We start from the raw sequence: 12,656 nt of genomic DNA, 5'->3' as shown, positions 1-12,656 counted from the left end.
GGTCCGATAACGGCCCGTCACAATTCTTGATCGCTGCAATCTGACGACAGCCTCATATTTTATCCGAAACGTTTCGGTTCGGCTATTTCTCGCCATAGTCGTATTCACGATGGAGTGATAGGGAACAATCAGTTTCCCTTCAGGTCTGTCATGATTCCCGCGACAAAATCTCTCCCGGGCGAGGGCGCGCCTCCGCATTTTCGTCTGCGCACCGCCTTGTCCTATTGTGCTCCGTTGCTCGTCAACGGCATTGCTCTGCCGTTTTTCCCGGTTTGGCTGACGGGACTGAATTTCGGTGACCGCGAGATCGGTCTTATCCTCGCCGTGCCGATGGTGGTGCGCGTTCTCGTCGTGCCCATTGTCGGAATACTTGCCGATCGCGTGGATGAACGCGCGAACGTGTTGTTCTGGTCGGGCGCATTGTCACTGCTGACGGCGATCGCGCTTTATTGGACGAATGATTTCTGGCCGGTGTTGCTGGTCTACGCCATTCAGGGGGCGACATACGCGCCTTACGTCCCTGTCGTAGAATCGATTGCCATTTCCGGCGTGCGGCGCTGGGGGTTCGATTATGGATCGATGCGCGTCTGGGGATCGATCGCCTTCATCTTCTCGACCCTTATCGGCGGTCAGATGATCGGCAAATGGGGTGCCACCATGGTTCTGCCCACCATGGTCGGGGGCTTCTTCCTGACAACCATGATGGCTTTCTTCTGTCCGCGCATCGGGCCGACACGCCGGCGCAATCAGCCGATCAACCTGCAGGCGCCGACCGGCGGTGGGCTGCGCTCGCCGCAATTGCTGATCACCATGATCGGTGTGTCGATACAGCAGTCGAGCCATGCCGTGATGTACACGTTTGCATCGATCTATTGGCGCAAACTCGGTTTTTCAGGCACGGAGATCGCCATCCTCTGGAGCGCAGGGGTAACGGCGGAGGTCATGGTTTTCTTCCTGTCGAAAACACTGAGCCGTCGCTTCAGTGCCTGGACGCTGATTTTCTTCGGTTCGAGCGTGTGCGTCCTGCGCTGGATACTGTTTCCGATCAATCTCGGTTTCGCCGGCTATCTCGTGCTGCAATGTCTTCACTCCTGCACCTATGCCTGCGTCCACACCGGCATACAGCGCCGCATCGTTGCTTCGGTGCGGGAAACTCAGGAAGCATCGGCCCAGGGCTCCTATTTCTTTTATAACGGCATGTTCCTCGGGCTGATGACCCTGGCGTCCGGCTATCTTTACGCGTGGCTCGGTCCTTCCAGCTACTATGTCATGGCCGGTGTTGCCGCCTTCGGCCTCGCTATGGTGATCCTTGCCCGCAATCTTCAACCGCGCAGTTCCGCGTTTGGCGAAAGGGCGGGCGAGGCCTCCTGAGGCCGTGCGAAACGAATTCATTTGGATATCAAAATGCTATGGCCTATTTTGACATCGGCTTGGCATGGAAATCGCGTATGCACTCGGATATTAACCATTTGCGTCGAGCTGGGATTCCTGAGTCGGCGATTGTGACGCAAGACCTGAAAGACGCATGAGTTTGAAAGCAGCCGAACAGAAACCCGATGCACCAAGGATCGATGACGAGCCCGATGGCAACGGGCATCGCTATCGGCTGGAAGGCAATTGGCGCAGCGCCAATGTGCATGGCGTGCTGCGGCAGATCGATCAGCTTACGAAACAGCGCGGCGGCTATCAGGTGGTGATCGATCTTTCCGATCTCTCCGATGTCGATACCGCCGGTGCGCTACTGATCCGGCGCCTGAAGGAGAGCCAGGAAGGGCATGGCGCCAGCGTCAGGATCGAGGGCTCAAACCCCCATATCGATGAGCTGTTGACCGCCTTTACCGAGGAACCGGACAAAGAGGTCGCGGAGCCCAAGCCGAGGAAATCCTTGGCGGAACGGTTTTTTGCGCCGATCGGCGAAAGCGTCTACGAAATCTGGGGCAACCTCATCGCGGCCATGTACATTCTCGGTTCGGCGGTGCGCGGCGCGCAGCTCAAGTTTGGGCGCGGCAGCGGTGTGTCGCCCGCTTCGATCGTCAATCAGATCGACCACATGGCGGTGCGCGCCGTGCCGATCATCCTGCTGATGTCTTTTCTGATCGGCGCCATCATCGCGCAGCAGGGCGCATTCCAGCTTCGCTATTTCGGCGCCGAAATCTTCGTCGTCGATCTCGTCGGCATCCTGCAATTGCGTGAAATCGGCGTGCTTCTGACCGCCATCATGATCGCCGGCCGTTCGGGCAGCGCCATTACTGCCGAAATCGGATCGATGAAGATGCGCGAAGAAGTCGATGCGCTGAAGGTCATGGGTCTCAATCCGGTCGGCGTTCTGATCTTCCCGCGATTGGTGGCGTTGACCGTCGCGCTGCCCTTGCTGACGATCATTGCAAACTTCGCCTCGCTTGGCGGTGCGGCGGTGGTTGCCTGGGCCTATTCCGGTATCACCTTCGCCACTTTCGTTTCGCGCCTGCACGAAGCAATCAGTCTCTCCACCGTCATCTCGGGCATGATCAAGGCGCCGTTCATGGCGCTCGTCATCGGCATCGTTGCTGCGGTCGAAGGGCTGAAGGTGGGTGGCAGCGCCGAGTCTCTCGGTCAGCATGTGACGCAGTCCGTTGTGAAATCGATTTTCGTGGTGATCCTCATGGACGGGCTTTTTGCCATGTTCTATGCAGCGATCGATTTCTGAGGGTTGCCAAGGATGAGCGCGCTTCACTCGGAAATCCCGATGGATAAGGATGAGCAAGGCAGAGACGTCGTGCTATCGGCACGGGATGTCACCGTCGCTTTCGGATCGAAAGTGGTGCTCGATAAATTGAACCTGAATATTTACCGCGGCGAAATTCTGGGCTTCGTCGGCGCTTCCGGTGCGGGCAAATCGGTGCTGCTGCGCACGGTATTGCGACTGCTGCCGCGCCGTTCCGGCGTCATCGAGATTCTCGGCGAAGATTACGACAAGCTCTCGGAGCCGGAACGCAACGGGCTCGATATGCGCCTGGGCGTGCTTTTCCAGCAGGGGGCATTGTTTTCTTCCCTGACCGTGAAGGAAAACATTCAGGTGCCGATGCGGGAATATCTCGATCTGCCGCAGGCGCTGATGGACGAGCTGGCGCATCTGAAAATCCGGATGGTAGGGCTCGCCGCCGATGCCGCCGACAAATACCCGTCCGAGCTTTCCGGCGGCATGATCAAACGTGCCGCCCTCGCCAGGGCCTTGGCGCTCGATCCCGACCTCGTTTTCCTGGATGAGCCGACCTCCGGCCTCGATCCGATCGGCGCGGCGGAGTTCGACGAGCTGATTGCCAAGCTGCGGGATACGCTTGGCCTCACCGTCTATATGGTGACCCACGACCTCGACAGCCTTTTTTCCGTCTGCGACCGTATTGCCGTTCTCGGACAGAAACGGGTATTGGTGGAGGGTACGGTTGAGGACATGCTGGCCTGTGATGACCCATGGGTGCAGTCCTATTTCCGAGGCAAACGTGCGCGATCAATCGTGCCGCGGGAGGACATCGGGCATCGCAACGACGACAATGGCGCAGGCGCCCACAGCCGCGGGAAGTGACTAGAGACTATGGAAACCAAAGCCAATTATACGATCGTCGGGTTCTTTACGCTGCTGGTTATCGCGGCTGCCTTCGGCTTTGTCTATTGGATGGCGGAATATGGCCGCGGCGGTCCAATGGCCGAGCTGGTCGTTCGCATTCCCGGTTCGGCAAACGGCCTCAGCGTCGGCTCGCCCGTGCGCTTTAACGGCATTCAGGTCGGCTCGGTACAAGGGCTTTCGATCGATGCCGATGATCCGAACTATTCGCTGGCCTTTACCGAGGTGCGCGCCGACGCACCGGTTTATACGTCCACCAAGGCCATTCTAGAAATCCAGGGCCTGACGGGTGCCGCCTATATCGAGCTTTCGGGCGGCCGCAAGGGTGACGAGAACATCCTCAAGCGCTCGATCGAAACCGGTAAGCGGGCGGTATTGCTCGCCGATCAGTCGAGCGTGACAAACCTTCTCACCACCGCCGACAAGATCTTGAACCGCGCCAACGACACGATCGGCGACATACAGGGTTTCATCACTGATTCCCGCGGGCCGCTGACCGATACGGTGCGCAACGCCCAGAAGTTCTCCAAGGCGCTGGCTGACAATTCCGACAATATCGACAAATTCCTCGCCAGCGTCGGACAGCTCTCCGATACCATCAAGAGCGTGTCGCCACGCGTCGAATCGACGCTGGATGCGGTCGAGAAGCTGGTGCGCGCGGTCGATGCCAACAAGATCAACGATGTCGTCAACAATGCCGACAAGATCACCGCCAATGTGGCTGACGCGACGACCGATCTGAAGGCGACGATCGCCTCCTTCAAGCAGACGGCCGATACCTACACCACCTTCGGTCAGAACGCGCAAAAGACCCTCGACCGCGTCGACGCGATCGTGGCGCAGATCGATCCGAACAAGGTGAAGGGGTCGATGGACGATATCGCAGAGGTGACCAAGGACGCCCGGAAGGCCGTCATATCCATTCGCGATGTCGCCAATTCGGTGGCGGCCCATCAGCAAGATATCGACGTGACGATCGCCAATGCCAAGGATATTTCCAACAAGCTGAATTCCGCCTCCAACAAGGTCGACGGCATTCTTACCAAGGTCGATTCGCTGCTCGGCTCCGGTGATACGAAGTCGCTGTTTGCGGAAGCCAGGGACACGCTCCAGTCCTTCAAGACGATGGCGGACAATCTCAACGCCCGGATCGGGCCTATCGCCGATAACCTGCAGAAATTTTCGAGTGGCGGCCTGCGCGACGTGCAGTCTCTCATCAATGATATGCGAGGCACGGTTGACAATCTTAATAACACAATCACTAACTTTGACCGCAATCCGCAGCGCCTGATTTTCGGCGGCGATACCGTCAAGCAATATGATGGCCGGGCGCGGCGTTGATGAATAGCGATTTTTGGGCTGCAGGGGACAGGCGGAATATGGTCGGTTGCGTTTCGCGTGAGCGTCATCATGTGTACCGGAGGGCGGCTTTTATTCTGCCATTGCTTGCAGCCTTGCTGAGCGGCTGCGGCTCTGCCGCAGTCAACGACACATATGATCTCTCCGCTTCGGTCAAGGCGAGCGGCCCCTCGGTCAAGAGCCGGCAAATTCTGATACCGCAGCCGACGGCGCTGCAGGCGCTTGACAGCAACCAGATCGTCATCCGCGTTTCGCCGTCGGAAATCCAGTATCTCAGCAAGTCGCAGTGGAGCGACAAGCTGACCCGGATAGTGCAGTCGAAGCTGGTCGAAGCCTTCGAAAATACCGGCAAGCTCGGCGGCGTCGGCGTGCCGGGGCAGGGGCTGGCGATCGATTATCAGATTGTCACGGACATCCGCTCCTTCGAGATCGATACGGCGCCGGGCCAGAAATCGGCAAGTGTCGAAATTTCGGTCAAAATCCTCAATGACCGCTCGGGCACGGTCAAGACGCAGAGTGTCTTCCGCAAAGTCGTGCCCGTCAGCGGCGGCAGCAATACCGATTTCGTTCGAGGGCTCGACACGGCCTTTGCGGGCGTGACGGCAGAGATCGTCGATTGGACGCTACGCTCCATTTAGGGCAGCTCCGGTACGGCAAAAGCCGTTTTCCTGCCGAGAACAAAAGACGGTGCGGTTCTCCGTTCGGTAAAAGGTAGAACCGTCCGCTGTCTATCGTTCCATCAGGGACTTCAACGTGCCCAGATCCTTCTGTATATGCGCTGCGTCTGCGGCGAATTGCTCATCAGTCATCCCCGGCAGCTTCAGCAGCAAGAACATGACCTCGCAGCCATCGCCATTCGGTGCGACCCGAAGCGCGTTATGGACCTTCAGGCCGGATTCGATCGTCACGGTATGATCGATGACGCCGAATTCGTTGCGAGGCGTGAAACTGACGCGGACAGTGCCGAGAATGCCGTTGGCAACCCAGTCCTCGCCATCCTGCTCCAATCCGGATGCGAGCCCGGAGGCCCAGAGCGGCATGTTCTCTGGACGGCCGGCAAAGCCATAGACTTCCTTCCAATGGCGATCGATGGAGATATGAACGATCCTTGCGGTCATGGTCGACATGGATGCCTCCTCCTGTATATTCGCGTTTGATGAATTGCAGAATTGGGTCGCAGGCGGCTCAATGGAAAGGCTGCAGTTTTGAAGAATCCTGGGGCATTCTTGCACGGTCCTGCAATGGAGACGATTCGAAGCTGGCAAAGGCTTGCCGTTTCACGCCCGGAGTGCAACAACATCGGACTAACGCCTGACCCGAAAATCGGAGTCGATTTCCGGGTTATGTGTCATTTCAAAGTGTTACTGCGTCTCAAGGTCGTGCAGCGCAGTAAGCAGCCCATTGGAGGATTGTCGTGGAAAAGGCAGAAATCGGACTGATCGGTCTCGCTGTCATGGGATCGAATCTGGCGCTCAACATTGCCGAAAAGGGCAATAAAATCGCGGTATTCAACCGCACGCCGCAAGTGACGGATGAGTTCTATGCGAACGCCGGTGCGCTGAAAGACAAGATCATTCCCTGCAAGACGATCGAGGAGTTCGTCGACGCGATCCGTCCGCCGCGGCCGATCATCATCATGATCAAGGCCGGCGAGCCGGTCGACCAGCAGATGGCGGCGTTGCAGCCGCATCTCGACAAGGGCGACATCATGATCGACGCCGGCAATGCCAATTTCCGCGATACGATTGCGCGTTTCGATCGCCTGAAGGATACCGGCCTGACCTTCATCGGCATGGGTGTCTCGGGTGGTGAAGAAGGCGCGCGCCATGGTCCGTCGATCATGGTCGGCGGCACCGAAGAATCCTACAAACGCGTCGAGAAAGTGCTGACGTCGATCGCCGCCAAGTACAAGGACGATCCGTGCGTCGCCTGGCTCGGCAACGATGGTGCCGGTCATTTCGTCAAGACCATCCATAACGGCATCGAATATGCCGACATGCAGATGATCGCCGAAATCTATGGCATCCTGCGCGACGGCCTCGGCAAGAGCGCGGCCGAAATCAGCGACATCTTCGGCGAATGGAACAAGGGCCGGTTGAACTCCTACCTGATCGAGATCACCGAGAAGGTTCTGGCCGCCAAGGACCCGGCGACTGGCAGCGCCATGCCCGATGTCATCCTCGACAAGGCCGGCCAGAAGGGCACCGGCAAGTGGTCGGCAATCGAGGCACAGAACATGGGCATCCCGGCGACCGCCATCGAAGCTGCCGTCGCAGCCCGCAGCCTATCGGCCATCAAGGGTCAGCGCGAAGCCGCTCAGGAGATTTTCGGCACACCGGACTATAAGTTCCCCATCGGCTTTGGTCCCGATTTGCTGAAAGACCTGGAACTGGCCCTCTTCGCCGCCAAGATCGGTGCCTATGCACAGGGCTTTGCCGTGATGGCGGAGGCCTCGAAGGAGTTCAATTGGTCGCTGCCGATGCCGGTCATCGCCAAGATCTGGCGCGCGGGCTGCATCATCCGTTCGCAGTTCCTTGACGAGATCACCAGCGCCTTCACCAAGGCGCCGGATGCAGCCAATCTGATCGTGACGCCGGCCTTCGCCGGCATGGTCAAGGAATCGATCCCGTCGCTGCGCCGCATTGTTTCGGCGGCCACGGCATCCGGCCTGCCGGTTCCGGCGCTGGCCTCGGCGCTGACCTATTTCGATGCCTATCGCCAGGCCCGCGGCACTGCAAACCTCATCCAGGCGCAGCGCGACTTCTTCGGCGCCCACGGCTTCGATCGCGTCGATGGCAAGGACATCCATCACGGCCCTTGGGGCAGCGGCGCGAACGGCTAATCGTACACTTTCGGATTGACGAGACAAAAGGGCCTGCCGGACATCCCGGTGGGCCTTTTTCCTGTCAGCTCTTCGGCCAGACGGGTGGGCTGATGCTTTGCAGCAATTCGGGCTCGACGCCGTCTATGCGCGCTATGACCGCCTTACCCAATTCCCGACCGGCCTGGCGAAAATCCTCGAGGATCGAGATGATTTCCGGGCGTATCCAGCTCAGCACATCAGTCGATTGCTTGGCGACCATATCGATATCGTGGCCGAGGCGAAGACCCGCCGCTTCGAGGCCGGCATTGACGGCGATGGCGCCGGCGCTGCTGGAGCAGACGAAGCCGTCAGGCGCATGCGAGGAGCGCATCAATTCCTCGACAGTATCCTTGATGTCCGCAAGCGCCGTGTCGGTGCTGGCTCTCAGCGGAACCTCCTGGGCGTTGCATTCACGCAGGCCCGTTTGGAAGCCGATCTGGGTGTGCAGGTAGTAGGTGAGCTTGGCCGGCGGCTGCAAAAGCGCGATGCGCCGTCGTCCCCTGCCGACCAGCGCGCGCACCGCTTCGCGTGCGAAAGCTTCGTTGTCGAAGTCGTGAAAGGGATGGGAAATCCCCATATTCGTCCGTCCATGCGTGGCGAAGGGCATCCCGCGCTCATGCATGAGTTCCACACGCGGATCGTCCGGCTCCGTGCGCGATATGATAACGCCATCGGCCGAGCCGGTGTCGAGAATGTAGCGCACGGGGACCAACGGATCCTTGCTGTGCGAGTGCGGCGTAATGACGAGGTGATATTGCGTGCCGGCCAGAACCTCGGAGATGCCGAAGACCATCTGGCTGGTGAAACCCATGATTTCCTCGTCGATGCTAAGGACCAGCGCGATAACGTTGGTCTTGCCGGTCCTCAGGCGCACGCCGGCGCGATTGGGCTGATAACCCAATTGACGGGCGACCATGCGCACCCGCTCCTTGGTTTCGGCGCCAATATCCGGGGCATCCTTTAGGGCACGCGACACGGTGGTTATTCCGAGCCCGGTCATGAAGGCGATCGTTTTGAGCGTCGGTCGTTCGTGCGTCGATTGTGTAGTGCCGCTGCCGGAAATCTTCTTACTGTCCATGTCGTGCAATGCTGCCTCCCGGCCGCCTCCCGCGACCATCCGCTTATATTGCCTGCAGCGGCGCCGCAAGCATATGCGCGATGTGGTCACTCCTCCTCCGTTTCGAAAATCTGTAACGATACAGTAGAAAAGTCGAGCGCTTTTTCTGACGTCGGGGAGGCCGGAATACCCAGTAGTTGAATCCACAGGCTCTGCCAAAAATTTTTGCAATTGCGAAAGGAGTTTAAGAAATCTTAGCGGAAAATTCTCGATATATGATAATTAAATCAAAGATTTGTTGATTAGGATTCAGATGATTTAGCCGGTTGAATTGCCGGACATGTTGGCTTCTTCCGAAATGAGAAATGTAATCTGGAGTCGTATATTTGAATTTGCGAAAAAATTTTGCGGGCGAGCGGTTGCGCGTTTAAAATGATTGGACTACGTTTTTCCGGTAACGTTTCAGTGAGGGAGGAGAACTCATGAATATTCGTTTGATGGCTGTCGCATTGGCTGCTTCCGTCGTGTTACCATTTGGTGCGGCCAAGGCGACCGACCTGGAAGTGACCCATTGGTGGACGTCCGGCGGTGAAGCCGCCGCCGTGGCCGAATTGGCAAAGGCATTCGACGCGACCGGCAATCACTGGGTCGATGGTGCGATTGCCGGTTCCGGCAGCACGGCGCGTCCGATCATGATCAGCCGACTTACTGGAGGTGATCCGATGGGCGCCACCCAGTTCAACCATGGCCGCCAGGCCGAAGAGCTTGTGCAGGCCGGCCTCATGCGTGATCTGACCGATGTCGCTACGCAGGAGCATTGGAAGGACATCATTCGCCCATCCAGCCTGCTCGACTCCTGCACGATCGACGGCAAGATCTATTGCGCGCCGGTCAATATCCATTCCTGGCAGTGGCTCTGGCTTTCGAATGCCGCCTTCAAGAAGGCCGGCGTTCCGGTCCCGAAGAACTGGGATGAGTTCGTCGCCGCCGCTCCCGCGCTGGAGAAGGCAGGCATCGTTCCGCTCGCCGTCGGCGGCCAGCCGTGGCAGGCTGCGGGCGCTTTCGACGTCTTGATGGTCGCCATCGCCGGCAAGGACACCTTCCAGAAGGTGTTTAGCGACAAGGATGCGAAAGTGGCCGCCGGACCGGAGATCGCCAAGGTCTTCAAGGCTGCCGACGACGCCCGCAAAATGTCCAAGGGCTCCAACGTTCAGGATTGGAACCAGGCGACGAACATGGTCATCACCGCCAAGGCCGGCGGCCAGATCATGGGCGACTGGGCACAGGGCGAGTTCGCCTTGGCGGGCCAGAAGGCCGGCACGGACTATACCTGCCTCCCGGGTCTCGGCGTCAACGAAGTCATCTCGACGGGCGGTGACGCGTTCTACTTCCCATTGCTGAAGGACGAGGCCAAGTCGAAGGCTCAGGAAGCGCTCGCAAAGACGCTGCTCGATCCGAAGACGCAGGTTGCCTTCAATTTGAAGAAGGGCTCGCTGCCCGTGCGTGGCGACGTGGACCTTGCCTCCGCCAACGACTGCATGAAGAAGGGCTTGGAGATCCTGAAGAAGGGTAACGTGATCCAGGGTACGGACCAGCTTCTTTCTGCCGACAGCCAGAAGCAGAAGGAGGACCTGTTCTCCGAATTCTTCGCCAATCCTTCGATGACGCCGGAAGCGGCTCAGAAGCGCTTCGTCGAGATCATCGCTGCGGCTGATTGATCTCAATCGTCTCGCTGTAGTGATACCGGCCCCCATTATGGCGGGTCCGGTATCACGGCTGGACACATGTTGTGAGCCGGCTAGCTGCAGCGATCCTTATGGGCGGCGAACCTGCACGGATGTGATGTTCGACCGTGGACGAGGAGGGAGTGAGAGGAGCCGCGGCCACTGACCCGGTTCCCGATCACCGAAGCAGTCGCGCTTCAGAAGGAGGTACAATGACGGGTCATGCGAAAGCCGACCGGCCAAATCAATTTCTGCGCAATCTGAATTCGAAGATTGCATCCATTCCGATGATCTTAACGGCTGTCGTCATCTTTATGGGTGGCACGATCTGGACGGTCGTTTATTCCTTCACCAATTCGAAGCTGCTGCCACGTCTGAGCTTCGTCGGACTGGACCAATACTACCGCTTGTGGGCGGCGCCGCGATGGGTCGTATCCATTGAAAACCTTGCCGTTTACGGCATTTTTTCCATGATCTTCAGCCTCGTCATCGGCTTTGTGCTGGCTGCGCTGATGGATCAGAAGATCCGGTTCGAAAACACCTTCCGCACGATCTTCCTTTATCCCTTCGCCCTCTCTTTCATCGTCACCGGCCTTGTCTGGCAGTGGCTGCTCAATCCCGAATTCGGCATCCAGTCGGTGGTGCGTTCGCTGGGTTGGACGACCTTCACTTTCGATCCGCTCTATACGCCGAGCATTGTAATCTACGGCGTGCTGATCGCCGCCCTCTGGCAAGGAACGGGCCTTGTAATGTGTTTGATGCTCGCCGGCCTGCGCGGCATCGATGAAGATATCTGGAAGGCAGCGCGTGTCGATGGGATCCCCATGTGGAAGACCTATCTGTTCATTGTCATTCCGATGATGCGCCCGGTCTTCATCACCACGCTAGTCATCATCGCCAGCGGTATCGTCAAGGTCTATGACCTCGTCGTCGCGCAAACGAGCGGCGGGCCCGGCATCGCTTCGGAGGTCCCGGCGAAATACGTCTACGACTACATGTTCCAGGCGCAGAACCTCGGTCAGGGATTTGCAGCTTCAACCATGATGCTGGTCACTGTCGCGATCGTCATCATCCCCTGGGCCTATCTGGAATTCGGCGGAGGGCGCAAACGTGTCTGATACCATCACTCTCAAGAATGCGAACAGCGGTCTCGCCTCGACTGACCAGACATATTCGGAACCGCAGGGTGCCAAGCCGCGCCGCGTGATTTCCGGCCGCAACATCATGCTCTACGGCACGCTCTTCGTTGCCGCCACCTACTATCTGTTGCCGCTGTATGTGATGATCGTCACCTCACTCAAGGGGATGCCGGAAATCCGGCTTGGCAACATCTTCTCGCCGCCACTGGAGATCACATTCGAACCCTGGGTGAAAGCCTGGGCAACGGCTTGCACCGGTCTCAATTGCGACGGTCTTTCCCGCGGGTTCTGGAATTCCGTCCGCATCACCGTGCCGTCCACGATCTTCTCGATCGCTGTGGCTTCGGTCAACGGCTATGCGCTCGCCAACTGGCGGTTCAAGGGGGCGGACTTCTTCTTCTCGATCCTCATCATCGGCGCGTTCATCCCCTATCAGGTGATGATCTATCCGATCGTCATCGTGCTGCGCGAAATCGGCATCTACGGCACGCTTAGCGGGCTTATCATGGTGCACTGCATCTTCGGCATGCCGATCCTGACCTTGTTGTTCCGCAATTATTTCGCATCGCTGCCGGTGGAGCTCTTCAAGGCTGCGCGTATCGATGGTGCGGGTTTCTGGCAGATTTTCCTGCGCATCATGCTGCCCATGTCGCTGCCGATCTTCGTTGTCGCCATGATCCTGCAGATTACGGGTATCTGGAACGACTTCCTGTTCGGTGTCGTCTTCACCAGGCCGGAGTATTACCCGATGACCGTGCAGCTCAACAATATCGTCAATTCCGTCCAAGGCGTGAAGGAATACAACGTCAACATGGCGGCAACAATCCTCACGGGTCTTGTTCCGCTGGTCGTTTATTTCGTCTCCGGGCGGCTTTTCGTCCGTGGCATCGCCGCCGGCGCAGTGAAGGGGTGA

The 12,656-nt window shown here is 58.4% G+C and carries 11 protein-coding genes; 9 read left to right on the top strand and 2 right to left on the bottom strand.

What is annotated here, in order from left to right; all coding sequences use genetic code 11:
* Positions 1-150: 150 nt before the first annotated feature.
* The 5 genes from N2601_RS07850 (at position 151) to N2601_RS07830 (ending at position 5,598) form a co-directional block, all read left to right on the top strand.
* Positions 151-1,371 carry an MFS transporter gene (locus N2601_RS07850; RefSeq protein WP_104823275.1) on the top strand — a complete coding sequence of 407 codons (1,221 nt, stop codon included), beginning with the start codon at positions 151-153 and terminating at the stop codon, positions 1,369-1,371.
* 154 nt (positions 1,372-1,525) lie between these two features.
* Positions 1,526-2,686: an ABC transporter permease gene (locus tag N2601_RS07845; protein ID WP_104823274.1), complete on the top strand. Its 1,161-nt coding sequence runs from the start codon at positions 1,526-1,528 to the stop codon at positions 2,684-2,686.
* A gap of 12 nt (positions 2,687-2,698) precedes the next feature.
* The gene (locus N2601_RS07840) at positions 2,699-3,562 is read left to right on the top strand and encodes an ABC transporter ATP-binding protein (RefSeq protein WP_104823273.1); all 864 of its coding nucleotides are present in this window, start codon (positions 2,699-2,701) and stop codon (positions 3,560-3,562) included.
* Positions 3,563-3,571: 9 nt separating this feature from the next.
* Positions 3,572-4,942 carry an MlaD family protein gene (locus tag N2601_RS07835; RefSeq protein WP_104823272.1) on the top strand — a complete coding sequence of 457 codons (1,371 nt, stop codon included), beginning with the start codon at positions 3,572-3,574 and terminating at the stop codon, positions 4,940-4,942.
* Positions 4,943-4,980: 38 nt separating this feature from the next.
* Positions 4,981-5,598: an ABC-type transport auxiliary lipoprotein family protein gene (locus N2601_RS07830; protein ID WP_104823271.1), complete on the top strand. Its 618-nt coding sequence runs from the start codon at positions 4,981-4,983 to the stop codon at positions 5,596-5,598.
* 90 nt (positions 5,599-5,688) lie between these two features.
* Here the strand turns inward: N2601_RS07830 and N2601_RS07825 are convergent, their stop codons facing one another.
* Positions 5,689-6,087 (bottom strand): SRPBCC family protein, encoded by a 399-nt coding sequence (locus N2601_RS07825; RefSeq protein WP_104823270.1) that lies wholly within the window; start codon positions 6,085-6,087, stop codon positions 5,689-5,691.
* Between the two features lie 287 nt (positions 6,088-6,374).
* Between N2601_RS07825 and gndA the strand changes: the two genes are divergently transcribed.
* Positions 6,375-7,802: an NADP-dependent phosphogluconate dehydrogenase gene (gene gndA, locus N2601_RS07820; RefSeq protein ID WP_104823269.1), complete on the top strand. Its 1,428-nt coding sequence runs from the start codon at positions 6,375-6,377 to the stop codon at positions 7,800-7,802.
* 64 nt (positions 7,803-7,866) lie between these two features.
* Here the strand turns inward: gndA and N2601_RS07815 are convergent, their stop codons facing one another.
* Positions 7,867-8,901, bottom strand: a complete 1,035-nt coding sequence (locus N2601_RS07815; protein ID WP_104825116.1) for a LacI family transcriptional regulator — start codon at positions 8,899-8,901, stop codon at positions 7,867-7,869.
* 461 nt (positions 8,902-9,362) lie between these two features.
* On the opposite strand from N2601_RS07815, the gene N2601_RS07810 reads away from it, so the two are divergent.
* The 3 genes from N2601_RS07810 (at position 9,363) to N2601_RS07800 (ending at position 12,656) form a co-directional block, all read left to right on the top strand.
* Positions 9,363-10,598: an ABC transporter substrate-binding protein gene (locus N2601_RS07810; RefSeq protein WP_104823268.1), complete on the top strand. Its 1,236-nt coding sequence runs from the start codon at positions 9,363-9,365 to the stop codon at positions 10,596-10,598.
* A 218-nt stretch (positions 10,599-10,816) separates the two neighbouring features.
* Positions 10,817-11,722, top strand: coding sequence for a carbohydrate ABC transporter permease (locus tag N2601_RS07805; RefSeq protein WP_104823267.1), 906 nt, complete (start codon positions 10,817-10,819; stop codon positions 11,720-11,722).
* 4 nt (positions 11,723-11,726) lie between these two features.
* A complete protein-coding gene (locus N2601_RS07800; RefSeq protein WP_245463980.1) occupies positions 11,727-12,656 on the top strand; it encodes a carbohydrate ABC transporter permease in 930 nt (309 codons plus the stop codon).

The sequence above is a fragment of the Rhizobium sp. CB3060 genome (genome assembly GCF_025200735.1).
Taxonomy (GTDB): Bacteria; Pseudomonadota; Alphaproteobacteria; order Rhizobiales; family Rhizobiaceae; genus Rhizobium.
The sequence above is the reverse complement of the archived record's forward strand: the minus strand, read 5'-3'. Positions and strand labels throughout refer to the sequence as shown.